Source organism: Stenotrophomonas geniculata (assembly GCF_034508895.1).
GTDB classification, from domain to species: domain Bacteria; phylum Pseudomonadota; class Gammaproteobacteria; order Xanthomonadales; family Xanthomonadaceae; genus Stenotrophomonas; species Stenotrophomonas geniculata.
The window spans coordinates 888,456-915,225 of the sequence record NZ_CP140571.1; the positions used below are offsets into that span (position 1 = coordinate 888,456).

General features: G+C 66.7%; 31 protein-coding genes. 25 read left to right on the plus strand and 6 right to left on the minus strand.

Annotated features, from left to right (window positions below):
- Positions 1-87 precede the first annotated feature (87 nt).
- Positions 88-786 carry a glutathione S-transferase family protein gene (locus RI032_RS04210; protein ID WP_010483737.1) on the plus strand — a complete coding sequence of 233 codons (699 nt, stop codon included), beginning with the start codon at positions 88-90 and terminating at the stop codon, positions 784-786.
- An 86-nt stretch (positions 787-872) separates the two neighbouring features.
- Positions 873-1,547, plus strand: coding sequence for a class I SAM-dependent methyltransferase (locus RI032_RS04215; RefSeq protein ID WP_322547909.1), 675 nt, complete (start codon positions 873-875; stop codon positions 1,545-1,547).
- Between the two features lie 3 nt (positions 1,548-1,550).
- Here RI032_RS04215 and smqnr read toward each other — a convergent pair whose 3' ends face one another.
- Positions 1,551-2,198, minus strand: coding sequence for a SmQnr family pentapeptide repeat protein (gene smqnr / locus RI032_RS04220; protein ID WP_322547910.1), 648 nt, complete (start codon positions 2,196-2,198; stop codon positions 1,551-1,553).
- 160 nt (positions 2,199-2,358) lie between these two features.
- On the opposite strand from smqnr, the gene RI032_RS04225 reads away from it, so the two are divergent.
- Positions 2,359-3,135: a DeoR/GlpR family DNA-binding transcription regulator gene (locus tag RI032_RS04225; RefSeq protein ID WP_322547911.1), complete on the plus strand. Its 777-nt coding sequence runs from the start codon at positions 2,359-2,361 to the stop codon at positions 3,133-3,135.
- A gap of 11 nt (positions 3,136-3,146) precedes the next feature.
- A complete protein-coding gene (locus RI032_RS04230; RefSeq protein ID WP_322547912.1) occupies positions 3,147-4,280 on the plus strand; it encodes an MFS transporter in 1,134 nt (377 codons plus the stop codon).
- A gap of 9 nt (positions 4,281-4,289) precedes the next feature.
- On the opposite strand, the gene RI032_RS04235 is transcribed toward RI032_RS04230, so the two are convergent.
- From RI032_RS04235 to RI032_RS04255, 5 genes are all read right to left on the minus strand, one after another.
- Positions 4,290-5,795, minus strand: a complete 1,506-nt coding sequence (locus RI032_RS04235; RefSeq protein WP_057503283.1) for a PepSY domain-containing protein — start codon at positions 5,793-5,795, stop codon at positions 4,290-4,292.
- Positions 5,796-5,806: 11 nt separating this feature from the next.
- Positions 5,807-7,945, minus strand: coding sequence for a TonB-dependent receptor (locus RI032_RS04240; protein WP_322547913.1), 2,139 nt, complete (start codon positions 7,943-7,945; stop codon positions 5,807-5,809).
- Between the two features lie 129 nt (positions 7,946-8,074).
- Positions 8,075-8,470 (minus strand): DUF2946 family protein, encoded by a 396-nt coding sequence (locus tag RI032_RS04245; RefSeq protein ID WP_322548259.1) that lies wholly within the window; start codon positions 8,468-8,470, stop codon positions 8,075-8,077.
- Between the two features lie 211 nt (positions 8,471-8,681).
- Positions 8,682-8,936: a hypothetical protein gene (locus tag RI032_RS04250; RefSeq protein WP_322547914.1), complete on the minus strand. Its 255-nt coding sequence runs from the start codon at positions 8,934-8,936 to the stop codon at positions 8,682-8,684.
- An 11-nt stretch (positions 8,937-8,947) separates the two neighbouring features.
- Complete coding sequence (locus tag RI032_RS04255) at positions 8,948-9,172, minus strand: hypothetical protein (RefSeq protein ID WP_054171133.1); 225 nt, start codon at positions 9,170-9,172, stop codon at positions 8,948-8,950.
- A 488-nt stretch (positions 9,173-9,660) separates the two neighbouring features.
- On the opposite strand from RI032_RS04255, the gene RI032_RS04260 reads away from it, so the two are divergent.
- The 21 genes from RI032_RS04260 to RI032_RS04360 all read left to right on the plus strand — a co-directional run bounded on the left by RI032_RS04260 (position 9,661) and on the right by RI032_RS04360 (position 26,770).
- Positions 9,661-11,997, plus strand: a complete 2,337-nt coding sequence (locus tag RI032_RS04260; protein WP_322547915.1) for a VapE domain-containing protein — start codon at positions 9,661-9,663, stop codon at positions 11,995-11,997.
- Positions 11,997-12,272, plus strand: a complete 276-nt coding sequence (locus RI032_RS04265; RefSeq protein WP_049410201.1) for a hypothetical protein — start codon at positions 11,997-11,999, stop codon at positions 12,270-12,272. The genes RI032_RS04260 and RI032_RS04265 overlap by 1 nt, the downstream gene beginning before the upstream one ends.
- 75 nt (positions 12,273-12,347) lie before the next feature.
- A complete protein-coding gene (locus RI032_RS04270) occupies positions 12,348-12,575 on the plus strand; it encodes a hypothetical protein (protein ID WP_322547916.1) in 228 nt (75 codons plus the stop codon).
- 41 nt (positions 12,576-12,616) lie between these two features.
- The gene (locus RI032_RS04275; protein ID WP_049410199.1) at positions 12,617-13,255 is read left to right on the plus strand and encodes a deoxynucleotide monophosphate kinase family protein; all 639 of its coding nucleotides are present in this window, start codon (positions 12,617-12,619) and stop codon (positions 13,253-13,255) included.
- 151 nt (positions 13,256-13,406) lie between these two features.
- Positions 13,407-13,790, plus strand: a complete 384-nt coding sequence (locus RI032_RS04280) for a hypothetical protein (RefSeq protein ID WP_019336915.1) — start codon at positions 13,407-13,409, stop codon at positions 13,788-13,790.
- 360 nt (positions 13,791-14,150) lie between these two features.
- A complete protein-coding gene (locus tag RI032_RS04285) occupies positions 14,151-14,579 on the plus strand; it encodes a Mor transcription activator family protein (protein WP_019336914.1) in 429 nt (142 codons plus the stop codon).
- The gene (locus tag RI032_RS04290; RefSeq protein WP_010483765.1) at positions 14,576-14,926 is read left to right on the plus strand and encodes a hypothetical protein; all 351 of its coding nucleotides are present in this window, start codon (positions 14,576-14,578) and stop codon (positions 14,924-14,926) included. Before RI032_RS04285 ends, RI032_RS04290 begins: the two co-directional genes overlap by 4 nt.
- Positions 14,923-15,408, plus strand: a complete 486-nt coding sequence (locus RI032_RS04295; RefSeq protein ID WP_322547917.1) for a glycoside hydrolase family 24 protein — start codon at positions 14,923-14,925, stop codon at positions 15,406-15,408. Before RI032_RS04290 ends, RI032_RS04295 begins: the two co-directional genes overlap by 4 nt.
- A complete protein-coding gene (locus RI032_RS04300; RefSeq protein ID WP_029550698.1) occupies positions 15,405-15,782 on the plus strand; it encodes a hypothetical protein in 378 nt (125 codons plus the stop codon). The genes RI032_RS04295 and RI032_RS04300 overlap by 4 nt, the downstream gene beginning before the upstream one ends.
- Positions 15,724-16,029 (plus strand): hypothetical protein, encoded by a 306-nt coding sequence (locus RI032_RS04305; protein WP_158003730.1) that lies wholly within the window; start codon positions 15,724-15,726, stop codon positions 16,027-16,029. Before RI032_RS04300 ends, RI032_RS04305 begins: the two co-directional genes overlap by 59 nt.
- A 110-nt stretch (positions 16,030-16,139) precedes the next feature.
- On the plus strand, positions 16,140-16,694 hold the full coding sequence (locus RI032_RS04310) for a hypothetical protein (RefSeq protein ID WP_322547918.1): 555 nt from the start codon (positions 16,140-16,142) through the stop codon (positions 16,692-16,694).
- Entirely contained in the window at positions 16,691-17,281 is a 591-nt protein-coding gene (locus tag RI032_RS04315; RefSeq protein WP_322547919.1) for a phage baseplate assembly protein V, read from the plus strand. The genes RI032_RS04310 and RI032_RS04315 overlap by 4 nt, the downstream gene beginning before the upstream one ends.
- A 52-nt stretch (positions 17,282-17,333) precedes the next feature.
- Positions 17,334-17,672: a GPW/gp25 family protein gene (locus tag RI032_RS04320; protein ID WP_010483777.1), complete on the plus strand. Its 339-nt coding sequence runs from the start codon at positions 17,334-17,336 to the stop codon at positions 17,670-17,672.
- Positions 17,673-17,674: 2 nt separating this feature from the next.
- Positions 17,675-18,571, plus strand: a complete 897-nt coding sequence (locus tag RI032_RS04325) for a baseplate assembly protein (protein ID WP_010483779.1) — start codon at positions 17,675-17,677, stop codon at positions 18,569-18,571.
- Positions 18,564-19,865, plus strand: a complete 1,302-nt coding sequence (locus RI032_RS04330; RefSeq protein WP_019336910.1) for a phage tail protein I — start codon at positions 18,564-18,566, stop codon at positions 19,863-19,865. Before RI032_RS04325 ends, RI032_RS04330 begins: the two co-directional genes overlap by 8 nt.
- Positions 19,866-19,872: 7 nt before the next feature.
- Positions 19,873-21,390 carry a phage tail protein gene (locus RI032_RS04335; protein WP_322547920.1) on the plus strand — a complete coding sequence of 506 codons (1,518 nt, stop codon included), beginning with the start codon at positions 19,873-19,875 and terminating at the stop codon, positions 21,388-21,390.
- A 4-nt stretch (positions 21,391-21,394) separates the two neighbouring features.
- A complete protein-coding gene (locus tag RI032_RS04340; RefSeq protein WP_322547921.1) occupies positions 21,395-21,997 on the plus strand; it encodes a hypothetical protein in 603 nt (200 codons plus the stop codon).
- A 107-nt stretch (positions 21,998-22,104) separates the two neighbouring features.
- Entirely contained in the window at positions 22,105-23,304 is a 1,200-nt protein-coding gene (locus RI032_RS04345) for a phage tail sheath C-terminal domain-containing protein (RefSeq protein WP_010483787.1), read from the plus strand.
- 2 nt (positions 23,305-23,306) lie between these two features.
- A complete protein-coding gene (locus tag RI032_RS04350) occupies positions 23,307-23,810 on the plus strand; it encodes a phage major tail tube protein (protein ID WP_010483789.1) in 504 nt (167 codons plus the stop codon).
- 77 nt (positions 23,811-23,887) lie between these two features.
- Positions 23,888-24,178 (plus strand): phage tail assembly protein, encoded by a 291-nt coding sequence (locus RI032_RS04355; protein WP_322547922.1) that lies wholly within the window; start codon positions 23,888-23,890, stop codon positions 24,176-24,178.
- Between the two features lie 120 nt (positions 24,179-24,298).
- On the plus strand, positions 24,299-26,770 hold the full coding sequence (locus tag RI032_RS04360) for a phage tail tape measure protein (RefSeq protein ID WP_322547923.1): 2,472 nt from the start codon (positions 24,299-24,301) through the stop codon (positions 26,768-26,770).

The window sequence follows — 26,770 nt, forward strand, 5'->3', positions numbered from 1 at the left end:
GATGCCATTCGGACGGCTTCAGCGGCAATGTCCATGCTGGCACGCTTTCCTCACCCGCCGCATCGCGGCTCGAACCGGAAATCTGCCATGACCCCGATCCTCTTCTACGGCGTGCCCTCGGGCTGCTCGTTCGGCTCCATCGTTGCACTGGAGTGGCTGCGCCAGCCTTACCAGCTGTGCCGCATCGACATGCCCGGCCAGGTGCAGGGCGAAGACTACCGCCGCCTCAATCCACTGGGCGAAACCCCGACCCTGCGAACCCCGCAGGGCGAGCTGCTCAGCGAGAGCCTGGCCATCCTCAACCACCTGGCCGCGAAGGGCATCGCGCAGGGGCTGGGCTTCGCACAGGGCACGGCTGGCTTCGATCGCCTCAACCACCGGCTGGCCTATCTCAACACCAGCTTCTTCGGTGCCTACGCGCCGCTCTGGCACGCACTGGAGCATGCGGAAGGTGATGAAGCCGAGGTGCTGGGTGCCTATGGCACGACCAAGGTGCGCCACGCCCACCAGGCGCTGGAGCAGATGATCGGTACGGGCCCGTGGCTGCTGGGCGAACAGCGCAGCTTCGCCGATGCCTACTTCGCCGGCATCGCGCGCTGGAACGACTATCACCAGGTCGTCGACCGCCGCGAGTTCCCCAGGGTGCAGCAGCTGTTCGAACGCCTGCAGGACGACGCGGGCGTGCAGTTCGCCCACGCCATCGAAGCGCAGCAGCCGGCAACCAGCAGTGGTGGCTTCCTCGGCGAGGTGAGGCTGGAAGACGTGCTTGAGGCCGCAGCGGCCTGAGCCCTGTGCTGTCTCTGCGGCAGCGGCGCGCAATGCCTCTTGCGCGCCGCGCTACAGTGGTCTGTCCCCGTCGAAGGAATCCGCACATGTCCACGTTCTCCGACCCGCAGGCGGTGGCCCGCTATGCCGAAGCACCGCTGCGCCAGGTGCCCGGTTTCCTCGCGTTGCAGCAGATGAGCCGCCTGCTGCTGGCCGAACGCGTTCCCGCACAGGGCCGCGTGCTGATACTCGGTGCCGGTGGCGGGCTTGAGCTGAAGGCCTTCGCCGAGGCACAGCCGGGCTGGCAGTTGCTCGGCGTGGATCCGGCCGCACCGATGCTGGCCCTGGCCGAACAGACACTGGGTCCGCTGAAGTCGCGCGTGCAGCTGCTGGAAGGCTACATCGACGATGCGCCCGATCTGCGCTTCGACGGTGCCACCTGCCTGTTGACCCTGCACTTCCTCGACGCCGCGCAGCGCCTGCACACGTTGCGCGAGCTGCACCGGCGCCTGCAGCCCGGCGCGCCGCTGGTGGTGGCGCACCACAGCGTGCCGCAGGATCCGGCCGGCAAGCTGCGCTGGTTGCAGCGCTACGCGGCGTTCGCCGAAGCCTCGGGGGTTGCCCGCGCCGATGCGCAGCGCGCGATCGAGGCCATTGCCGAGCGGCTGCCGCTGCTGGCGCCCGAGCAGGAGGTCGCCCTGCTGCAGGAGGCCGGCTTCGACGACGTGGAGCTGTTCTATGCCGGCTTCAGCTTCAAGGGCTGGGTGGCGTACGCCAGGTGATGCCTACGGCACCACGGTGATGCCGATGCGCTGCATCAACAGCGCCACCTGCTGCACGTCCAGCGTGGCGCCGCGCAGGTTGGTCCTGCGCAGGTCCAGCTCGCCCAGCTCGGAGTTGGTCAGGTCGCAGTCGGTGAAGTTGGCGCTGTTCCAGTCGATGCCCTCGAACTGGCCGCCGGACAGGTCCGAGCCGGAGAAGCTGGCGCCACTCACGTTCGCACCGTCCCAACGGTTTTCCCATAGCTCGCACTTCTCCAGCGTCACCCGCGAGAAGTTCGCGTAGCGCAGGTTCGACTTCTTGATGAAGGCACTGCAGAACCAGCTCCGCGTGGTGATCTGGTTCATGAAGCTGGCGTTGCTGAAATCCGCGCCCTGCGCGCGGCACTCGCTGATCTCCAGGCCCAGTGCCTTGATGAAGTTGAAGTGGCACATGCTGATGTCGCAGCTGCGGAAGCTGGCTTCCTTCAGCGTGGCGCCGTTGAAGCGACAGCCGGCACGGCTGTCGGCATCGTAGAAACTGCAGTTGATGAACTCGGTGCCGGTCAGGTCCGCGCCGGAGAAATCGCACTTGTGGAACTGCTGGTCGACCACTTTCTGGCCGGTGTACTGGTCTGCGCCGATGCGCAGCTCGCGGTGAACGGTGGGGGACATCAGGGATTCCATGCCAAGTGCCCCGCCATGATGCCGGGCCGCGAGGGCGATCCATAGACCCCGGGCGCCGGCGGGTTCACCGGCAGTCCAGCCACCCTGTGCCCACTTCCATCCATTGCACGTTGTTGCACGTTAATGCACGAATGTGCAGAATTGTGTCATGAGCTCCGTTCCCAGCCCCCTCCCCGCCCAGCGCACCCGGCAGATCCTCGAGGAACTGCGCCAGCAGGGCCGCGTGGTCGCCGCCGAACTGGCGCGCCGCTATGCCGTCTCCGAAGACTCGATCCGCCGAGACCTGCGCGAGCTGGCCGCACAGGGCCTGTGCCAGCGTGTCTACGGCGGCGCCGTGCTGCCACCGCCGAAGGAACGCCCGCTGCGCGAGCGGCTCACCCGCGACCGCAGCGACAAGGCCGAGCTGGCCGCCCGCGTCTGCGCGCTGCTGCAACCCGGCCAGGTCGTACTGCTTGATGCCGGTTCGACCAACCTGGCGATCGCCCAGCAACTGCCGGCCGCTCTCGGGCTGACGGTGATCACCAATGCCCCGCAGATCGCCACCGCCGCCAGCATGCTTGAAGGCACCCTGGTGCAGCTGATCGGCGGCCGCCTGGCCAGCGGCGGCGGTGCGGTCGGTGCCGAAGCGTTGGCCCAGGTGCAACGCCTGCGTGCCGACGTGTACCTGCCCGGCCCCTGCGCGGTGGACGGCGACACCGGCGTGTGGGCGATGGATGCCGAGGAAGCCACGCTCAAGCGCGCGATGGTGGCCTGCAGCAGTCGCATCATCGTCGCCACCACCACGGAAAAGCTCGGCGCCCGCGGCCACTGGCAGATCGCCGGCCTCGACGAGATCGACGATCTGGTGCTGACCACCACCGCACCGCCCGCACTGGCAGCTCGCTTCCGCGCCGCCGGTATTGCGGTGCACCCCACTCCTCCCTGACCGTACCGCTCATGTCCCTCGCCAACCGCGCGCGTGCCGAACAGCACGCGACCCGCGCTGCATTCTTCATTCCCGGCTTCGCCACCGCGCTGTGGGCCACGCTGGTGCCCTTCGCCAAGGCACGTACCGGGATCAATGACGCGACGCTGGGCCTGGTACTGCTCTGCCTCGGTGCCGGTTCGCTGCTGGCGATGCCCTTGTCCGGCGTGCTGGCCGCGCGCCTCGGCTGCCGCCGGGTGATGGTGGCCAGCAGCCTGCTGATCTGCCTGACGGTGCCCGGCCTGGCACTGGCCGGTTCGGCCTGGACGCTGGGACTGGTGCTGTTCGTGTTCGGTGCCGCCGTGGGCGCGATGGACTGCACGATGAACGTACAGGCCGTCATCGTCGAGCGCGAAGCACGGCGCGTGATGATGTCCGGCTTCCATGCCTTCTTCAGCATCGGCGGCTTCCTCGGCGCGGCCACCATGACCGTGCTGCTGTCCGCACAGCTGCCCCCCTTGGCATCGGTGCTGATCGGCGTTGGCGCCATGCTCCTGGTGATGCTGTTGTCGGCAGCGTACTGGCACAGCGAACGCATGCCGCATGACACCCCGATGCTGGCCATGCCGCATGGCATCGTGTTGTTCATCGGCGTGCTGGCGTTCGTCGCCTTCCTCGGTGAAGGCGCGATGCTGGATTGGAGCGCGGTGTTCCTCAGCGATGTGCGTCGCGTCGATGCCAGCCTCGCCGGTATCGGCTATGTGACCTTCACCCTGACCATGACCATCGCCCGCCTGTTCGGCGATGCACTGGTGGCGCGCGTGGGCCGCCAGCGCGCGATCGTTCTCGGCGCTCTGCTTGCTGCCGCTGGCGTGCTGTTGCTGACCCTGGTCACGCCATGGCAGGCGTCGCTGGCGGGCTATGTGCTGGTCGGCCTTGGCTGCGCCAACATCGCACCGGCGCTGTTCTCGCTGGCCGGCCACCAGACCCGTATGCCCGGAGCCTTGGCGATCACCGCGGTATCCACGCTGGGCTTCGCCGGCATCCTTGCCGGACCGGCGCTGATCGGCTTCGCCGCCAACCATTTCGGCCTGATCACCGCGTTCATCGGCGTGGCCACGGCCTTGCTGCTGGTGGCCGTGTCCACGCGTTGGCTGCGGGTGTAGCCCAGTGCATCAGCGCCGCCTGCGCCGCAGCTTCATCCGCAACCGGCGGTAGCCGATCACCGTGGCCGTTGCACACAACGCAGTGCCCGCAACGCTCAACAGCAGCAGAACAGCCAACCGGGCGGTGTCGAAGCGCAGCATCGCAGGCAGGTCCCAGCTGTGCAGGAAGTAGAACAGCCAGCGCCCCACCCGCTCGCGATACCCCATCGTCAGCAATGGATCGCCGGTGGCCAGGTCTAGGTAGACGCGCGTCGCCTCGGCATCGCCGAAGTCCACCACCGCCACCGGGAAGCGGCGCACCGCTGCGCCGTTCATGGCTTCCGGTGCACGTGGGTAGAAGTACGCATCCGCTGCATGCTGGACCCAGTACCCCTGCATGGGCGCATCCGACAGCGCCCGCACCTTCTGCTGCAGCCACCCGGCCGGCAGCCACCGCGCAACCTGCAGATGCCCATTGCTGCCGGACACGATACGGGTCTCGCCCTGTCCGTCCAGCAGCACCGCGAACAGCTCGCCACCGATGCGTCGCCACTGGATCTCCACGGGCTTGAACCGCTCGGCCTCGACGGCCGTCAGCAGCGCCGCTGGTTCGCCCAGTGCGCCATCCACCACCACCGGACCACCACGATAACGTCCGCTGTCGATCGCCTCGCGCGTGCTGCTCAAGACGCCCCACGGGTTCATCGACATCAGCCCGCTGAAGATCCAGGTGAACACGAACGCTGCAGCCACCAGCCCGATCAGATGGTGCCAGCGCATCCATGGTTCGACGTATGGCGTCTTTGCACCCGAACGGTAGTGTCCACGGAAACGCCAGCGCCACACACCGACCACGATGCCGCTGACTGCGGCCACCGTGCACAGCGCGGACAACACGATCACCACCCACGTCCACACCGGGTCCACCGACTGCATGCGCAGGAAGTACAGCCAGTGCAGCCAGGCACCCACATAGTTCCAACGCTGCTGCACATGCGGTGCGTCCAGCACCACTTCGCCGGTGTGCGAGGACACATACAGGTCACCCGGCTGCGCGCCCCCTACCTCCACCCGGTACAGCGGCCGGTGCGCGTCCAGCGCGCGCGAGTGCGTCCAGCGATCCTCATCCACGCGCATCGCGCCGACGAACGCCTGGCCGCCAGCAAACTGCGCAGCGGATGCTTCGGCACGCTGTGCCGACACCGGCAGCAGCACCTGGCCGGTGCGCGCAGACCAGGCGCCCACGTTGCCGCCGCTTCGCACCACATACGCTGGCTCGCCGCGCAGCGTCGTCAGTGCCACGGCCTCCGGCTCGGCCTGCACGGCGGCCGGCAATGCCGACAGCCCCTGCCAGCCGCGGGCATCCCCCAGCACCGGCAACGCCGCCAGCCGCTCACCCGGCGTCAGCTTCGGGTAGCCGATGAACAGCATCACCATGCCACTCACGAACCACAGCAGCATCAACAGGCACCCACCAATGCCCAGCCAGCGGTGCACCAGATAGGTCCAGCGCCTGGCGGTGGATCGCAGCGTCATGGCCGGCCTCCTCAGAAGCGATGGTCGACGGTGAGTTCGACGCGCCGGTCCGCACCCAGCAGCCATTGCGTGCTGGTGTAGTACGCGGTGGCGTAGTACGCCTTGTCGAACACGTTGAACAACCGCGCGGACAGCCGCGTGCGCGGTGCCGCCTGCCAGGTCAGCGCCAGGTCGGTGGTGCTGTAGCCGGGAAGTTCCAACGCGTTGGCATTGTCGGCGTAGCGCTTGCCGACATAGCGAACACCCGCCGCTGCGCTCCAGTCCGGCAGGAACTGCCAGCTCAACCATGCGTTGGCCAAGCGCTCGGCCACGTTCGGCGGTACGTTGCCATCACGCGACACCAGCACCGCCGGCGAACCCGTGGTTTCCAGGAAGTCCTCGAACTCGGCCTTCAGCACCGTCGCGTTGGCATCGAGCGACCAGTGCGGCGCGAAGTTCCAGTTCAAGGACGCTTCAATACCGCGCGAGGTCTGCGCACCCACCTGCACCCGGCGATCCGGCACCAGCGGATCACGGCTGAGCAGACCGGTCTTGCGGATGCGATACGCCGCCAGCGTCCACTCGCCGCCATCGAAGGCCTGCTTCAGGCCCACCTCGATCTGCCGGCCCTTGGCCAGATCGAAGGCACCGTTGGCTGGGCTGATCATCAGCAGTCCACTGACCGGGTCCGCCGCCTGTGAGTACTGCGCGTAGAGGCTCAGCGTCGGCTGCAGCGCGAATACGGTACCTGCACGCCAGCCGGTGCTGCTGTAGGTCTTCGAGAACGCGTTCTGGCCACTGATCAGATCGGTGCGATCGATGCGCGCGCGGTCGTGGCGCAGTCCACCCAGTACCGACCAGCGTTCGCTCAACGCCAGCCGGTCCTCCACGAACAGCGCGTACTGCTCGGCGCGGTTGCGATAGCGCGGCAGGTTGGGCGCGTCGCTGGCGAACCGGCCTGGCACCGGATCGAACGGATAGACCGGGCCCGAGCTGCCGGCATAGGTGTTGTTGGTGTGCTTGAAGTGCGCACGATTGGCATCGAGGCCCACGGCAAAGCGGTTGGCCAGGCCCGCGATGTTTCCTTGTACCCGCAGTGTCGAGGTCAACCCGGTCTGGTCCTGGTTGTGGGTGATCTCGGTGTTGCCGGAGCGATCGATCAAGCCGGTGGCGCGGTTGTAGACATAGGCCTCGGCATTGCGCCAGTCGCGCTGGCTGTCGATCTGGTAGACGCGGGTGCGCCATTCCACGTTCGAGGTCGGCATCCACAGCGCATCAAGTTGGGTCCAGCGGTCGCGATAACGGATGTCGCTGTCTTCCACGTTGTAGTTGCGATGGCGAAGTGCTTCCAGCTGGTGGCCATCCACCAGCGGCGTGCCGAAGTAGCGCATCGGTTTCTGGTGGCCCTGCGCATGGGTGAGCGTCAGCTGCAGATCCGTGCGCGGCTGCCACAGCAAGGCACCGGAGAAGGTCGCGTCCTTGTTGCGCCCGCGATCGACCCATCCACCGCTGTAGTTGCCACTCACGTCCAGCCGATAGGCCAGGTCCGGGGTCAACGCACCGCCGCTGCCGAAGCCCAGGCGCGCAGTATCCTCGCTGCCGACGGTCACGCTGATCTCGTTCTCGATGGCGCTACGCGAGGGCTTCTTGGGCACGATGTTGATGACCCCGCCAATGGCGCCATCACCATGGATGACCGACGCCGGGCCGCGCAGTACTTCGATGCGTTCGATCGACCAGGTATCGAACGGGAAGGTGATGCCCACGCCGCCGTACTGGCGAAGCCCGTCGTACAGGCGCATCACCGAGGCGCCATCGGTGAAGCCACGGCTGGACAGCGCACTCAGGCCATTGCCCGGATGCGGCATCGCACTGATCGCACCCGCTCGGCTGATCGCATCGTTGAGGTTGGTGTCGCCCCGCTGTTCCAGTTGTTCGCGCGAGATCACGGTCAGGCTGGCCGGTGTCTGCAGCACGCTCAGGCCCAGCGCAGACCCGGCGCTGGCGGTGGAAGACAGTTCACCGCTGCGGGTGTCGACCACGCGCACGGTATCCAGCGTGGTCGGAGGTGGCGCATCGGCGGCAAGGGCGGGCACGGCGTACAACAGGGACATGCACAGCGCAGGCAGTGTCGCCCTGCGCAGGCGCGCGGAGTTGGGGTTGGTTTTCATTTGTTCACGGCATGCAGCGCCACCCCGCAGTGGCAGGGCAGCTCAGGGAATTCGGAGAACGCGCACGCAGCATTGCCAGGCCATGCCTGTCAGCTCGGAAAAATCAATCCAAAGGCGCGCGCGCAGGGCTCAGGCGGCCATCAGTGCCGGCGGCCCACGCGCTCCCAATGTGCCGCTGATCCGTTGCGGCAACGTCTGCACCGCACCGCGCAGCGCGCGGCATACCGGCGCCATCGGCGCCAACAGCAGCACTGCCGCCACCAGCAGGGTGATCAACCGTGCCGCGATCAGGCAGTAATCGCAGTCCACGCCCATCTCATGGTCGGCGTGTGGATCGGCAGGCGGCTTCTTCACGACCTCGCCCAACTGCATTGCCATCGCGTGATGGTCGTGGTGCCCCTCCATCGCGTGCTGCGCATGCTCTGCGTGCGTCGCGTGATTCATGGCTGCCACCGGTGCGGTGGCCGCAACATGGCCATGTACCAGCCAGCGGCTCACCAGCGGGGCGAGCAGCACCAGCAGCATGGCAAGCCATGCCAGGACCTGGAACCGGCGGTGGAGGACAGAACGACGCACGCCACCATTCTACGGGGCTGCATCCAGCCTTGGACCACGTTCAGGGTTTCCAGAAAGGTGGTGCGACGTTATGACGCAGCCGCGGACGCAGACGCTCTCCACGGCCCCAAAGGGGGACGGAAGGCGGCCTTACAGCCCCTTCCGTCCCCACATCGCATTGCTAGAACCGCGCGGGCTGCTGCACCGCACGTTCCAGGAACATGACGCCCGCCTGCAGGCTGTTGCGGGCGTTCTCCAACCAGCGCTCCGGATCGGCCACCGCAAATCGCTCCTGTGCATCCACATCACCCGATTCGGCCAGGTCGGCCAACTGCAGATGGATGTGGTTCTCCACCAGGCTCACCAGCACGGCGAGCTCGGCCGACAATCCGGCGATGCGTTCGGTGAAGCCAGCGTCGTTGCTGTTCAGAGACATGTCCCCTGTTCCTATGCGTTGCGGTGTTGATGGATGGCTTCGAAACGCTCGGCACAGGCAGGCCCACAGAACAGCCTGGCCGGATCGTTGTCGAAGTCTTCGCTGCAGTCCGGGTTGTGGCATTCCCCAATGGGCGTGAGTGGGGCAACGCTGCGGGCCCGCGTTGCGTGCTGGGCCAGTGCTCGTTGCAGATGGCGCGCGTCCAGTTCCTGCGCTTCGTCGATGGTGTCCGTCATGCGGGTTGTATTTTATCGAGGGGTCGTCGCACTGATTGAGAACGTCGCGGCCGCGGCCTGCGGCGCGCATGTGGCGTCAGGCCGGGGCATTTCATTGAGGTCGGCTTCAGTCATGCAGGCTCCTTGTGCATGGGCGCCCTGGCGGGCGTTCGAGAGAGAGTGAAGGGCCGCGTCGAACGGCCCGGCCATCATCCGGAAACCGGTTCTCGCCGATTGCGACACAAGACGGCGATGATGCGGATCTGCGATCGCAGTCGCATGTTCAACCGCGTGGAGCGCCTTTGGCGGATCCAGGGACAGCAGGTATCCAAAGGTGTTGCAAATGGCGGATCCATCGGACACCATGACCACATCAACACCTCCCATCACCTACTGACCACTTCGCGTCGGGCCGCCGCCGCATGGCCTGCACAGCGCAGGCATCGCACAGCACCATTGCCATACACGGTCGCTGTGCATCGAACAACGTTCCAAGGGGGTCCCGCCGAATGTACACACCGCACCCAACGCAGGACGTCGTCCCGGCGTTCCTGCAGGCCATGCATGCACACGGCATCGTGCCGGACGCACGCGGACGCGATGCACTCAACGCCGACGGCACGCTGGTGCGCTTCCACGTGGAGGGTGACCGTCGTGGCACCCGCAATGGCTGGGCGGTCCTGTTCGGCGACAACGTGCCCGCCGGCGAGTTCGGCAGCTGGCGTACCGGTACCCGTCACGCCTGGTGCGCGCAATCACCGGCCACGCTGAGTCCCACCGAGCAGCGCGCGATCCGGCAGCGCCAGGAATCGGCCCGGACCGAACGGGAGCGGCAACAACGCGAGCGCGAGGATGCCGCAGCCAAGGCCGCCAACGTACTGTGGCAGCGGGCCATGCCCGCCGACGACAGCCACCCCTATCTTGCCCGGAAGGGCGTGCACGCTCATGGCCTGCGCGTGGCAGCGTGGCCGGTACGCAACAGCGACGGGCTGGTGTTCCGCCACATCGAGAATGCGCTGTTGGTGCCGGTGGTGAACACTGCCGGGCGCATCGTCTCCCTGCAGGCGATCCTTCCCCGTACCGACCCGGCACTGGGGCGCGACAAGGACTTCCTGGCCGGTGGCCGCAAGCAGGGCTGCTTCCATGTCATCGGCAAGCCATTGCCCGGGCATCCCATCGCCATTGCCGAGGGCTATGCCACCGCGGCATCGATCCATCAGGCCACCGGCTGGTGCGTCGTGGTCGCGTGGGATGCGGGCAACCTGACGGCCGTGGCCCGTGCCTGGCGCAACGCCGTACCCGATGCCTCGTTCGTGCTCTGCGCGGATAACGACCAATGGACGCGGCAACCACTGGAGAACCCTGGTGTCAGCCAGGCCACGCAGGCTGCGGTAGACATCGGTGCTCGGGTGGTCTGGCCGGAATTCGCCATCGTGCACGGCGACGATGATCGCCCCACCGACTTCAACGACCTACATCGGCGTGAAGGCCTGGAAGCACTGCGCGCGCAGTTGCTTGCCGACCGACCGTGCGCGCCGGGCGAAGTCCCCGCCGAGAGCGGCACACGCTCCCCGGCCGCCGCGAGCTACCAGGTTCCCGGCAACCTCTCCGCCTTCGATACCTTCACTCCGTTCCCGGACAGCAACGCACGCGGCCGCCCGTTGCCGACCGCGCGCAATCTCGCCGAGCTGTGCCGCCGCACCGGCATTACGGTGCGTTACAACGTCATCCGCAAGGACCTGGAGATCCTGGTGCCGGACCTCCAGTCCACGATCGACAATGCCAAGGAGGTTGCCGCCGGCGAAGTGATGGACTGCATGCACCGTGCCGGCATGGCCACCGCCAGCTTCGAGACCAACCTGTGCCAGGTGGCCGAAGCCAATCCCTACAATCCCGTTGCCAGCTGGATCACTTCGCAGCCCTGGGATGGCCACTCCCGCCTCCAGGCGTTCTTCGACACCGTGCAGGAAGCCCAGCCCACGCGCATGGCCGATGGCCGCATCCTGAAGGAGGTGCTGATGCGGCGCTGGCTGATCTCCGGCGTGGCGGCCGCCTTTGAACCGGATGGCGTGGTCGCACGTGGTGTACTGACCTTCGTCTCCAGGCAGAATCTGGGCAAGACGCGCTGGGCACGGCAGTTGGCGCCGGCCGAACTGCAGCTGATCGCCGATGGCGTGGTACTCGACCCCACCAACAAGGACAGCATCAAGCAGGTCATCTCCAAGTGGATCGTGGAACTGGGTGAGGTCGACGCCACCTTCCGCCGCACTGATATCGCCGCGCTGAAATCATTCATCTCGCGCAGCCACGATGAAATCCGCCGGCCTTACGCACGCACCGAATCGCGCTATGCGCGGCGCACCATCCTGTTCGCCAGTGTCAACGACGAGCGCTTCCTGCGTGACGCGACCGGCAACAGCCGCTGGTGGACCGTGCATGCCGTGGCGTTGGGTGAACCGGCGCGGATCGACATGCAGCAGGTGTGGGCCGAAGCCCACGCGCTGTACCGCAATGGCGAGACCTGGCACCTGTCCGGCGAAGAGCTGGATGCGCTCAATGCCACCAACAGCGAGCACGAACCCATCTCGCCTATCGCCGAGCTGATCGATCGCCACTTCGACTGGTCCCTCCCCGCCGAGCATTGGAGCACGCACTACCGTGCCACCGAGATCGTCATCGCGGTGGGCATCGACAGACCGAACCGGCGCGAGGTCAACGAGGCCGCCGCCTACGTGGTGAAGCGGCATGGCGTGCGCACCCGCGTGGTGGGCAAGGAACGGGCAAAGGTATGGCTGATGCCACCGCGCAGCCGCAGCCTGTCCGAACACATCGCAGGACCGTTCTGATGCCACGCACCCATGATGGCCGCGAAGTCGGCAGCGACAGCGCCGAGTGGCGCCTCGACTGCGAGGCACGGCGCCTGCTGCAACTGGCGGGCTACCGCTGCATCGACGCTCAAGGGCGGTGCAGAACGATCAGCCCGCGCCGGCATCGCCAGCAGTACCTGGCGCGCGTACAGGCCACCCGGGGTCCTGTGGAGCGCGAGCGATTGGCGTCACTGGCGGTACGGCAATGGATCGCCAATCCCCCCTCCCAGCCCGCCGAGGATGCAAGTAGATGAAAGGTGTTGACTGGAGCGGTCCACAGAGGCAAGATGACTGTATCGGCCACGCCACCTTCCAGGAGCGCTTCCGCCATGCCTCGACCCCGACTGCATGCCTTCGAAGGTGAGCAGCTCACCGTGCGACAGATCCACCAACGGGTACCGGTACTGTCCGAGCGGACCATCCGCGATCACCTTGCTGCCGGCCGTCGTACGCGTACCGCCATGTTGTGCTTTGACCCGATCGCGGCGGCAGCGCGCGGTGGCCGCATCACCCAGCGCATCCTGCGCGCCCGCAGCACCGCCGGACGTGATTCCTGATCCACCGGCAGCGGCCACGTCCTTCAAGGAGTAGATTCCCCATGATTCCCGCGTCCCTCGACAGCGGCCATCGCATGATCGCCGACACGCTGGCTGCGTTCCGTGCCGGGCCTGCCCTGGCCAGCACTGCGCTCCGCGCACGCCCGCAGGCGGGTCCGCCGCTCTACATCGGCATCGCCGGCGCCAAGCGCGCGGGCAAGGACACCCTCGCCAGCGGGCTGGCGTCGGCACTGGCACTGCCCTGCGACAGCTTCGCCGCACCGCTGCGGCAGTTCGTCGCGTCCCTCCTCGGGCTCTCCCTGCGTGAACTGGACAGCCGCAAGGAGGACACCATCGACTGGCTGGCCGAACTCACTCCTCGCCACCTGATGCAGACCGCGGGTACCGAATGGGGCCGCGACCGCGTCCATCCCGAGCTGTGGGTACGCTCGCTGTTCGCGCGCCTGCCTGCGGGAGGCCTGGTGCCCGACGTCCGCTTCAGCAATGAGGCCTGCGCGATCCGTCGCCGCGGTGGTGTCGTGATCCGCGTCAGCCGCCCGGGCCATGGAGGCCATGACACCCACGCCAGCGAGCAGCCACTGCCCGATGAGCTGGTCGACATCGAGGTAAGCAACGACGGCAGCCGGGCCGATCTGGTACGCAGGACGCTGGACCAGCTGCTGTCGCGCGGCGTGATCTGAGCCTGGAGCAGGGCCGCGCTGCCCTGCATCTTTCTGACCCAACCGCAGGTTCCGGCCCATCATCGGCGAAAATGATGTAAGGTCGTCCCCCATCACCGACGGCACCTGTCGTCACCCTGCATCCCCAACCATTTCGCAAAGAGGAATTGTCATGGAGGTCGAACAGTTCACGTCGACGCGCCAGAAGGCCATCGAATTGTTCAAGTCGCAGCCCAAGGGTGGCAAGGACATCGTGAGCCTGGACGCGATCTTCATCTCGCTGTGCTCGCTGGCCAACGCCCGGGCCGAGACCGGCACCACCCGGCAGGAACGCACTGCGGCTCGTCCTGGCAGCCAGCAACCTCCCGCGCCGTGGTTCACCGAGACCCTGGCCGCCCTGAAGGGCAAGGGCGAATCGATCACCGTGGCGCGGTTCCTGATGTTCGCCAACCGCTTCCCGGTCAAGCGCATGGACCAGGTCAATGCAGCGCGCTGGCTGCGTGATGCCGGCTACATTCCGCGCAAGACCGGCGGCAACCTGGTATTCGACCTTTGATCCAGCACCACCTGCAGTCCTGAAGCCCCGGCATCGTCCGGGGCTTTTTCGTTTCAGGGCCTGCTCACCGGTGTGAGGGAGGACGACCAACGGGACGCCATCCTCACCCCATACCTGCCACATCCCCTTGATCTGCCTTTCCCTCCTCTCTGTGAGGACTGCGAGTACGAAGGAAGGAGCAAACATCAGCAGCAACAGCCAGCGGCCGCAGGGCGTCATACGCTGCCGAGCAGCCCTCCTCACCCGTCCTCGGGGCACCGATGAATACCTTCAGCACGCACACTCGAAAGTAGACGAAAGGTGTTGACTGGCGGCAAGGGACGGCAACAGTGGAGATCAATGCCACTGAAGACATCCTCAATGAACGCCCTGCCCGACAGCATCCAGACCCTGGCCGAGGTCATCGGCGAATCCGCAGCCCTCACGCTGGTGCGTGCGTGGCCGCCGACCACCTCCAGCACCACCGGCCGTCATCGCGTCATCGTCTACGTTCCCTCCACCCTGCCCGACCAGCATCGCCTGATCGACATCCTCGGCCGCGACGTTGCCCAACGGCTGGTCACCCACTTCGGTGGCGAGCTGTTGTTCCTGGCCTCGTGCTTTGCGGCCAATGCCCATGAGCGCCGCGAGCAGATCGCACGAGCGGTCGCCTGTGGCATGCCTCGCGAGCACGTCGCGCGCGAGTTCGGTGTCTCGCAGACCACCATCAAGCGCGCCCTGCGTGGTGCCCGTTCCGCGCCACCGCCTGCGGTCCATCCGGCCCTGCTCAAGGGGTACGCACGCGCATGAACGAGAGCGACCTGCTGGCGGGTGTTCCTGACTGGGCCAAATATCTGGGGGGAACCTCGGGTGTACTGATCGCGGTGTCGCTGTGGCTGCGCCAGTGGTTGTCGTCGGCCAAGGTCGACCGCACCGCAGACGAGGCCACCAGCAACACCCTGCGCACCCTGCAGGAGCAGCTCGCAGCCGAGCGTACCCGCGCCGACGGCCTGATGCACGAGCGCGAAGCAATGGCCCAGGAGATCGGCCAGCTGCGCGGCGAGGTCAATGCCCTGCGCGCGCAGATCGCCCAGCAGAGCGTGCAGATAGACGCGCTGTTGAACCTGGTGCGCAAGCAGCCGGGGGCCGCCGCATGACCGCCGCTGCAGCCAGCGCCCTCGGTGGGGCCAACGTCGCCGCATTCCTGGACATGCTGGCGGTATCCGAAGGCACCGACATCCCCAGCCAGCGCTCGCGTGACCGCGGCTACGACGTGATCGTGGGTGGCCAGTTGTTCAACGACTACCGCGACCATCCCCGCGTGCTGGTGTCGCTGCCACGCTATGGCATCAAGTCCAGTGCCGCCGGTCGCTACCAGTTCCTGCGCAGTACCTGGGATGACCTGCGCGCGCGGCTGGGCCTGCCCGACTTCGGCCCGGTTTCACAGGACCGCGCGGCCGTGGCGCTGCTCAAGCAATGCGGTGCCTACGAATTGATCCGCCTCGGTCACTTCGATGCCGGCATCAACGCCGCACGACGTATCTGGGCGTCACTGCCGGGCGCCGGCTACGGGCAGAAGGAGCATGCGCTGGAAACACTGCGCGTGGCCTACCGCGCCGCCGGCGGAGGCCTGCAGTGACGCCCGTCGCCCTGCGGTTCCGCATGGGCCTGCTGGTCCTCGCCGGTACCCATGCATGCTGTGCCTGGCTGGGGTGGACGCTGCGCGACCGCAGCGCGGACCTTGCCATCGCCACCGTCCAGACCGCACAGCAGGCATCGCGCGCTGATGCGGCGCAGGCCGCACATCAGCGGGACCTCGGCAACGCCCGCGCAGGTGCGCAGGCCGAATCGCAGCGCCTGGCCACGCAGGCCGAACGCACCCGGCAGTTCCAAACCCTGCAACAGGACATCGAGACCCATGCCAAGACTCCTGGCCGTGACCGCGGCGATGCTGATGCTGAGTTCGTGCGCATCTGGCGCGAAGCCAACGCCGGTCGCGCCCTGTCGCGTTGATCTCAGCATCGCCCCGGCGCAGCTGCGTGCGCCGGACGAGCTGCCGGACCTGCAGGCGGCCAACGACGATGCGCTGCTACGCAATCACGTTGCCGTCGCGCGGCAGTACCACGCACTGGCCGACCAGCTGCGTGCCCTGCTGTGCAGCCTCGGCAGCCAGCAGGGGATCACCCTCAACGGTACAGCGCCAATGGCGCCTGCAGAGTGCACAGCCACCGGCACGGCCACCGCGCGACAACAGCGCTGATCCCCGCGGCCACGCCTGCAATGTCCCATGCGGCGGGTGATGGCAACACTGGATGCAGACAGCGCGCGTCCCCAACCAGGCGCGTCCTCCCATTCAACGCACGAGCTGACATGGCGACCAACTCCTCCTCTTCCATTCTCGACGCACTGCACCCCGCCATCGAAGCCGCGATCCGCGCCCGCTTCCCGGACTTCGCAACCGTCGAGTTCTATCGCGAACCCGGTGCTGAAGGCCTGGCCACACCCGCCTGCCTGCTGGCAATGACCCGCTGCGATCGCAGCAAGGACAAGGACGATGGCAGCGGGCAGATGCAGGCATTGCTGCGCTTCGAGGCACGCGTCGTCGTCACTGCCGCCGCTATCGACGCGGCACTGCAGCTGCGCAAGGCCGCCGTCGCGCTCGCCGGCTGGCTGCACCAGCTCGGCCGGTTCCCCGGCGCGGCCAGCGGCGCGATCGATGTGATCGCCGCACTGCCCGAAGACACGGCGGCGGCGCAGCCAGGCCTTCGCACCTGGCTGGTGGAGTGGTCATTGCCGGTCGCCTTGGGCAGCAACGCCTGGGAGGAGACCGGAGGCGCAGTTTCCCAGGCCTTCTACAGCTTCGTACCGGAGATCGGTCGTGATCACGAAGCACGCTACCAGCCCATTGAAGGAGCAGCACCATGAGTGCCGAACACGCGCGCCTGATCGGCAACCTGCTGATGATCGGCGTCGTGCGCGAGCTGGACGAAGCGGGCGGCCGCGTGCGGGTGGATGCAGACGGCATGCTGACCGACTGGATTCCCTGGCTGGAGCGCCGTGCTGGCCCGGGCGTGCGCAGCTGGTGTGCACCCGAACCCGGCGAGCAGGTGCTGCTGGCGTGCCCCTATGGCGACCCGGGCCAGGCACTCGTTCTCGGCAGCCTGTACCAGGACCGGTTCCCGGCGCCCGCCGACTCTCGGCTGCGGCACCGCACCGAGTTCGCCGACGGCAGCGTTGTCGAGTACGACCAGGAAACCGCAACGCTCAACGTCGATGTCGGCAGCGGCAAGGCCATCGTCACCTGTGCAAGTGCACAGGTGATCGCCAGCGAATCGATCGTGCTCGATACGCCGTCGGTCAAGGCGACTGGCGACCTGGACGTCACCGGTGCGATCAGTGCCGGCAAGGACATCAGCACATCCGGCGAGGTCAAGGCTGGCGCCATCGGCCTGAAGGCACACAAGCACACCGCACAGGGTCCGACCGCACCCACCACGCCCGCGCAGCCCTGAACGGCCACGCGTGCAATGCCCTGAAAACCCGCACTCCACGACGATAGAGGCCATGCGAGGAATCGACGCCAACACCGGCAAATCACTGGATGGGCTCGCCCATCTGCACCAGTCCGTGCGTGACGTTCTCACCACGCCCCTTGGCTCCCGGGTACTGCGCCGTGAATACGGTTCGCGCGTGTTCGAACTGATCGATGCGCCGACCAACCGCTCGCTGCGCATGGACCTGATCGCGGCCACCGTCGACGCACTCGCGCGATGGGAACCGCGGCTTCACGTCGAGAACGTCGACGTCTCCCTCCCCGCCCCCGGCGTGATGATCCTGGCAGTGACCGGAATCCACCTGCCGGACGGCGAGGCCATCACCATCGAAGGAATCGAGGTTCGCTAACCGTGGCATCCGGCTCGTTCACCAGTGTCAATCTCTCCCAGCTGCCTGCACCGGCGGTCATCGAAGTGCTCGATTTCGAGACGCTGTTCGATGAATCGTTGACCGCACTGCAGGCGCTCGACCCCACCTTCGACGCGCTGCTGCCGTCGGACCCGGCCTTCAAGATCCTGGAGGTCTGCACCTACCTGCGCCTGCTCGACCGACAGCGCGTCAACGATGCGGCGCGTGGCGTGATGCTGGCCTACGCGGTCGGCAGCGACCTGGACCAGTTGGCCGCGATCTTCGGCATCGGCCGCCAGATGCTGGACCCGGGCAAGCCGCAGGAAGGCATTCCGCCACGCTACGAGAGCGATGAAGATTTCCGTCGGCGCATCCAGCTGGGTCCGGAAGGCTTCAGCGTGGCCGGGCCGGAAGGCGCCTACATCTTCCACGCGCTGAGTGCCGATCCGCGGGTGCTCGACGCCAGCGCGACCAGTCCGTCGCCGGGTGAAGTGGTGGTCTCGGTGCTGTCGCGTGAAGCCGATGGCACGGCCACCCAGGCGCTGCTCGACGCAGTGGAAGCGAAGCTGAGTGCGGCCGACGTGCGTCCGCTGACGGACCACGTGCTGGTACGCACGGCGGCAATCATCAACTACGCGGTCACCGCCACGCTCTACACCTACGCCGGCCCGGATTCGCAGGTGGTGCTGGCCGAAGCACGCTCGCGCCTGGATCGCTACATCGCCGAGTCGCATCGGCTCGGCCGCGATGTCACCCGCTCCGGCCTGTTCGCCGCATTGCATGCCGAGGGCGTGCAGCGCGTGGAGATTTCCAGCCCGGCGGCTGACGTGGTGGTGGACCGGACCCAGGCCACCTACTGCACCGCGGTGACCCTGACCCATGGCGGCAACGATGAATGATTCCACCGCACGCCTGATCAATGCACGCCTGCGTGGCGCGATCGATGGGCACAACCTGCAGTTCCGCCATCCAGGTGGCGCACTGGCCACCCTGCAGGCGGTGTACCGCACCGATTGGCAGGGGCGTTTGAAGCTGTCGGATACGATGCGGCGCAACCTGCAGCGTTTCTCGGCATCCTTCGACCATCCACGATGGAAAGGCTTCTACGTGAAGCCGGCCAACCTGTCGTCCAGTCATCCCGCTCCGGATGGCAGCTCCAGTGCCTGGTCCTTCCCGGTCTCCGATGCGATCGGGGGCCCGGAGCAGAACTTCGCCGGCGTGGTGGACGAGGATGGAAGCGCGTTTCCCAATGGTGCCGTGCGCACCATCAGCATCTGGCTGCGTGCAACCGAACCCTGTGCGATCGACTTCGGCATGCGCGCCACCGGCGCAGGCAGGACCCGTCTGCAGGTGGGCACCGAGTGGAAGCGCTACAGCTACACCTATGCCGCAACCGCGGATGACGCCCCCCGGGGCGTGAGCATCGTGCTGGATCGGCGGGCGGGCGGGAACGCCGGCCTGAAGCCGGACAGCCGCATCCACCTTTGGGGCGTGCAGGTGGAGGAAGGCCGCGAGGCGACCAGCTACATCCGCACCATGCCCGAGCCAGTGGGCGTGATCGATTACAGCGTGCTCAACAATGTGATCACGCTCAGCCGCCCTCCCGCTCCCGGTTCGATCATCGACGCCGACGCGCTGATCAGGGTGCCGACGGCAACCACCCTGCTGCCGCCCAACGCCACCCGCGCGGAACGGGCGCTGGCCCGTGCTGCGGTGACCCGCCCACTGCCGGTGGACATCACCGCGCTGTGGGATGCGGACCGCTGCCCGGCCGCGTTGCTGCCCTGGCTGGCCTGGGCCTTGTCCGTCGACGAATGGAAGGCCTACTGGCCGGAAACGGTAAAGCGTGCCCGCGTGCGCGCCGCGATCGCGATCCAGCGCCGCAAAGGCACCTGGGGCAGCGTCCGCGATGTGGTGGCTGCGTTCGGCGGTTCGATCCTGATCCGCGAATGGTGGGAAATGCAGCCGCGAGGTGCACCGCACACCTTCGAAGCGGTGATGACCATCGCCAACCAGGGCGGCGAGACCGCCACCGCCAAGTTCGTCGACGACGTGATCGGCGAGATCAGCCGCACCAAGCCGGTGCGCTCGCACTTCACGTTCACCCAGGGCATGCAGGCCAGCGCCGGTATCGGTGCACTTGCCGGCGCCCATGGCACCACCTTCCGCCGCATCCAACTGATCGGAGAGTAAAACCCGCATGCGCTTGAAAATCACCGACGCCGGCTTCGCCAGGCTGGTCAATCCACCCAACACCGGCACCAGTGCCGTGCTGATCACCGAGATCGGCCTGACGTCCACGGCATTCACGCCGACGGCAGGGCTGACCGCCCTGCCCGGCGAGATCAAGCGGGTCTCGACGTTCGGCGGCAAGGCCGTGGGCGACGACACGCTGCACGTCACGATCCGTGACGACAGCGCTACCGCCTACAGCCTGCGCGGCTTCGGCCTGTACCTGGGCGACGGTACGCTGTTTGCAACCTTCGGCCAGACCGATCCGATCATGGAGAAGACCGCAGCCTCGATGCTGCTGCTCTCCACCGATACCCGCTTCAGTGAAGTCGATACCGCGCTGATCGAGTTCGGCAATGCCGAATTCATCTATCCGCCCTCCACCACCGAGGTGCAGGGCGTGGTCGAACTGGCCACGACGACCGAGACCGAAGAGGGTGCAGATGCCCAGCGTGCGGTGACACCGCGCGGGCTGCGTGCCTTCATCGACAAGCGCTTTGGCGCCAGCGCCCCCACCCAGTTCGTCCGCACGCTATTGTCGATCGCCACCGATGCCGCGTTCCGTTCCGCCCTGGGGCTGAAATCGGCCGCGTTGAAGGACGAGGGCGCCGACAAGGGCCTGGATGCCGACCTGCTCGATGGCCGCCACGGCACCCACTACCTGGACTGGCGCAACATGACCGGCGTGCCATCCAGCGTGCACGTGCCCGGACAGGTGATTCTGTTCGCCGGTGCCACCGCGCCCAACGGCATGCTGCTGTGCAATGGCGCCGCTGTTCCGCGTGCCAGCTACCCGGCCCTGTTCGCCGCCATCGGTACCCGCTACGGCGCCGGTGACGGCGCAACCACCTTCAACCTGCCGGCAATGCAGGAAGGCACGGTGGTCACGCACACGCTGAACCCGGAAGCGGTCGGCAGCTTCACCCAGGGTGAGGTGATCCGCCATGCCCACAGCGCAAGCACGGCAACAGCAGGCAGCCACAGCCATGCCATCTCCGTGGGCGCAGGCGGCGCACACTCCCACGGTGCCAGCGCCAGTGCCGTCGGCGACCACGCGCATGGTGCGTGGACCGACTCGCAGGGCCACCACGCCCATACCGGCGGCACCTCGTGGATCGGCGATCACCAGCATCTCACCGCATTCGCCGAATCCGGCACCACCTACCCGTGGGGCGCCGACTACAACAATCACGTGGGTTCGCGCGGCAACCTGGACTACGACAACCCTTGGCCGTACACCAGCCCGGCCGGCGGCCACGCACACAGTTTCACCACCGACGGCGCAGGCGCGCACGGTCACAACATCGGCATGAACGGCGCCGGCGGCCACTCGCACACCATTTCCATCGCCCAGGTGGGTGACCACGGCCACGCCGCGTCGGCCGCCGATGCCGGTGCGCACACCCACACCGTTGTGGTGGAGAACGCCGGTGGCGACCGCAACCTGCCGGCTGGCCTGCGGATGATCTATTGCATCGCGTACTGAGGACATGAACTTGCCTACCGAACCGCGCTTCGCGCACTCCTACGATCCCGATACCCGCGCCTACATGGGCAAGGTCCGCCTGCAGCCTTCGCCGGACGGTGCCTGGAACCTGCCCGACTTCACCGTGGACGTCGCGCCTCGCCAACCTGCCGGCGAATACCAGGCACTGCGCCTGGCCGAGGATCGCTCACGCTGGGAACTGGTGGCCGATTTCCGCAACTGCATGCTGTGGGACACACGCACCGCGATGGCGGTACCCAATCGCCTCGCGCTGGGCGAGCCGTTGCCCAAGGACGTGACCCTGTCCGAACCATTCAAGCTGGATGGCACCACCGCGCAATACAACGCGTGGAATGCCAGCCGCTGCGAATGGACGCTGCTGCCGGACTACAGCTCGCGACCGCTGTGGAACAAGCACGATGCCAGCTTCGCGACTCCCGTTTCCCGTGGGGTCGCACTGCCGCCATCGGTCACCGATCTGGCACCGCCTGCAGATCGCAGCTACCCGGTCACCTTCGATGAAGCCCGTGCTGCCTGGGTGATGGTCACTGCCCCCGAACCCGACCCGGCCGCGCAACCGCAACCGCAACCGCAACCGCAACCGTGATTTCGGGCCACCGCTGCAATTAATCCAGCCGCGGCCAGATACGAACATGTACCCATGCGGCGCAGATCGCGACCGCAGCACCCACCCAACCAAGGAAAAAACAACGCATGGCCGAATTTCTGCATGGCGTGCAGGTCGTCAACATCGATGGTGGTTCCCGCTCGATCGCTGTTGCCTCGACCAGCGTCATCGGCATCGTGGGCACCGCGCCCCGCGCCGACAAGATCGCCTTCCCCTACAACACTCCGGTCCTGGTGACCTCGCGTTCGCAGGCAGCCAAGCTGCTCGCCAACGCCGCAACCGAAGTCGATGAGGGCACCCTCCCGGGCCAGCTCGACGCCATCTTCGACCAGTCCAACGCGGTTGTGGTCGTCATCCGCGTCGAGAAGGGCGCCACCGAGAACGACACCCTGGCCAACGTGCTGGGCGGCGTGAACGCGCAGACCGGTGCCTACACCGGCGTGCATGCACTGCTGGCGGCAAAGTCGGTGGTGGGCATCAAGCCCCGCATCCTGGCGGTACCGGGCTTCACCCACACCCACGAAAAGCGCGATACCGAACTGCTGGCCAACCCGGTCGTGGCCGAACTGCTCGGCATTGCCGACAAGCTGCGCGCGGTGATCATCAAGGATGGCCCGAACAGCAACGACGACGCCGCCAAGAGCACCACCGCTCTGACCGGTTCCAAGCGCGTCTACGTGGTCGACCCGGCGCTGCTGGTGCAGTCCGGTGATGCCATCGTCACCCGCTACGCCTCCGGTGCCGTGGCCGGTGCCATTGCCCGCAGCGACAACGAACGCGGCTGGTGGGCATCGCCGTCCAACCTGGAGCTCAACGGCGTGGTCGGTACCGCACGTGCGATCGACTTCGGCCTGTCCGACGCGACCAGCCGCGCCAACCTGCTGAACCAGTCGAACGTGGCGACCATCATCCGCGAAGGTGGCTTCCGCCTGTGGGGCAACCGTACCGCCAGCAGCGACCAGAAGTGGCAGTTCCTGTGCGTGGTGCGCACTGCCGACATCATCGCCGACAGCCTGGAAGCCGCCCACCTGTGGGCCGTCGACCGCGGCATCAGCAAGACCTACGTCGACGACGTGCGTGAGGGTGTCAATGCCTTCCTGCGCGGCCTGAAGACCCAGGGCGCGATCCTCGGCGGCAACTGCTGGATCGACCCCGACCTGAACGCAGCGGACAGCGTGGCCCAGGGCCGCTTCTACTGGGACTTCGACTTCACCCCGACCTACCCGGGTGAGCAGCTGACCTTCCGCATGCACATGAACAACAACTACGTCTCGGAGATCTTCTAAGCATGGCGCGCAAGATCCGCAAAAACTTCAACTTCTACGTCGACGGCAAGGGCTATGCCGGCAGCGTGATGTCCTTCACCGCCCCCAAGCTGTCGCTGAAGACCGAGGACTTCCAGGCCGGCGGCATGCTGGCCCCGACCGAGATCGTGCTCGGCCATGACAAGCTGACCGCCGATGTCGAGTTCGCCTCCGACGACGCGGAGATCATGAGCAAGTTCCACGTCATCGAAAGCAAGGAATACGGCTTCACCGCCCGCGAAGCGCTGGAAGGCGATGACGGCGAAGTGACCCAGGTCGTGCACAACATGCGCGGCAAGGTGAAGCTGCTGGACCGCGGCGAAACCAAGGTCGGCGAGAAGGGCACGATCAAGGTCAACCTGGCGCTGAGCTACTACAAGCTGACCCATGGTGCCCAGGTCGTGCAGGAGATCGACGTAGTCAACATGATCGCCCGCCAGGGTGGCGTGGACGTGCTGGCCGGCATCCGCGGCGCACTGGGCATCTGAACCCTCGCCGCACTGAACCCGGGGGCGCCTCGCGCCCCCGCATCCATCGCACCACATCGCATTCCAGGAACGCATCCATGTCCAGCAAGACCAAGACCCCCACCGAAACCGTCATCGAGCGCGATGGCTTCGCCGAGATCACCCTCACCCGCCCGCGCCAGGTCAACGGCATGGAAACCGCCGTGCTGCGCATGCGTGAACCGACCGTGGAAGACATGGAGCGCTACCAGGATGACAAGGGCAGCGACGCACAGCGCGAGGTGCGGATGATCGCCAACCTGTGCGAGGTCTCGCCGGAAGACGTGCGCAAGATGCCGCTGCGCGACTACGCACGACTGCAGGCAGGCGTCGCGCTTTTTACCACCTGACCCTGCCTCAGATCAGGCAGGGAGTGCTCGCCCTGGCCGGTCATACCGGCTGGGGCCTGCGCGAGATCATGACACTGCGGGTGTCGAAGTTCATCTGGTGGATTCAGGGATTGCCGGTACATGGCCAGTAACGTTCAAACGACAACGATCACGATCGGCGGCGAGGTGTCCAAGTCACTGAAGGACGCCTTCTCCTTTGCCAACGACGGTATCAAGCGCCTCGGCACCGAGGTGACCCTGCTGGACCGCAGGCTCGCGCGCATGAGTACGACCAGCAAGGAGTACGCCCGCATGCGTACCCAGGTCGATGCTCTGCGTGCCTCGCAGGTGGCGCTGGAGAGCATCGAAGCAAAGCGCGACGCCAACCTGGAGAAGCGCGGGAAGCTCGGCTCGGCATTTGGCGAGGCACGCGGCACGCTTGGCACGGCCGTCACCGCGCTGGCCAAGCCGGTCGAGAACGCCTCCGGCTTCGCCCGCCAGAACCAGCAGATCGGCGTGGCAGCCAACCTCAGCCGCGCCCAGGTCAGCGCACTGGGGCAGGCCATCCTGGAACAGTCGCGTGCAACCAACCAGGGCGCCGACGCGCTGCAGCGCTCGATCAGGCTGATGGTCGACGCCGGCATGGATGCGCAGTCGGCCCAGGCCAGCCTCGGTGCTGTCGGGCGGACCACCACCGTCACCGGTGCCAGCATCGATGATGTGGCCCAGGCTGCGGCCGCCCTGCAGCAGTCGTTCGATATCGATCCCTCGCGCATGCAGAACGCGCTGGATGTGCTGGTGGTCAACAGCCGGCAGGGCGGCCTGGGCCTGAAGGACATGGCCGCAGTGCTGCCTACCCTGGGTTCGTCGTTCGAAGCGATGAAGCTGCAGGGCACCTCGGCGGCCGCCACCCTCGGCGCGGCCCTGCAGGCCACGCTGGACTCGGCCGGCGGCGCCGACAAGGCCGCCAGCAACATGAAGAGCTTCATGTCCGAGGTGCTCTCGCCGGACATTCAGGAGAAGGCCAAGAAGAGCCTGAACCTGGATCTGCGCAAGATCATCGGCGATGCACAGACCAGCGGCGGCAATCCCTTCGACGCTGCGATGCAGGGAATCATCCAGGCGACCGCGGGCGACCAGAAGAAGATCGGCACCCTGTTCAGCGATGCACAGGCGAAGAACTTCGTCCAGCCGATGATCGAGAACTGGGATACCTACATCCGTGTCCGCGACAAGGCCTTGAATGGATCGGCGGGTACCACCGATGCGGCCTATGCCGATGCGATGCAGACCGATCCGCAGAAGATCGAAGGTGCCAAGATCGCCGTGGACAACCTGTCCAAGGCCTTCGGTGCGGCACTGCTGCCCGCGGTGGGCGAGGCCGCGGTCAAGCTGACCGAGCTGTTGAACGGGGTTACCTCGTTCGTGCAGGAAAACCCGAAGCTGATCGCCAACACCACGCAGATCGTGGTCGGCATGCTGGGCATGCGCACGGCGGTGCTCGGCGCTCGCTACGCCTGGACCTTCCTGCAGGGCCCGATCCTGGGCGTGCAGAAGGCCTTCCAGCTGTTCCGTGGTGGCAGCCTGCTGGCACAGATGGGGCGCTTCGGGCCGATGGCCATGCGCCTGGCATCGGGCTTCCGCATCGTCGCCACTGCCGTGGCCGCCATCGGTGGTGGTCCGATCACGATCGCCATCGCGGCAATCACCGCAGGCGCCATCCTGGTGCGCAAGTACTGGGAGCCGATCAAGGCATTCCTGGGCGGCGTCTGGGAGGGCCTGAGCGGTGCAGGCACCGCAGCGATGGGTGAACTGATGCGTGCGGTTGAACCGCTGCGCCCCGCCTGGGAAGTCATGAGCGGGTTGATCGGCCAGGCCTGGGACTGGCTGTCGAAGATGCTTGCACCTGCACAGTACACCGGCAACGAACTGTCGCGCGTTGCCCAGATCGGCAGCTTCCTCGGTACCGTTCTGATGGAAGGCCTGAGAATGAACATCCAGCTCATCAGCGGCCTGGTGCAGTACGTCGCCTGGATGGGCAACGTGTACACGACCGTCGCCAGCGGGATCGGAATCGAAATGAGCAAGATGTGGACGGCGATCAAGTCCGGTGCCGAATCCCTGTTCGACTGGCTCATCCCGAAGCTGGATTTCCTCATGCCCTACGTCGAGAAGCTGATGGGGTTCGTCGAAGGGGGCATTGGCAAGGTCAGTGCGCTGGTCGGCAAAGGCCTGGACTTCGGCAAGGAGGTGCTTGCCGGTGGAGCGGAAGCGATCGGCAACGGCATGGTGGGGTACACCAACATGCGGGCCGGCGGCAGAGGCGGCCTGGATGACGCCGTGGGCCTGGTCGGCGACGTCGCCACGTTGGACGCGCCGGGCGCGCGCAAGCGTTGGGGCGGCATCAGCGAGGCCGCTCGCGGTCGCACCGCACCCGACATGCCATCACCCACTACGCGCGGCGTCACCACCGTGCAGCAGCAACAGACCAACAACATCACCATCCACCAGCAACCGGGTGAATCCAGCGAATCGGTGGCGCGTCGCACGGCCGACGAACTGCAGCGTCGCAACGCGGTTGCTGCCCGTGGTGGCCTGGCAGACAGGAACTAA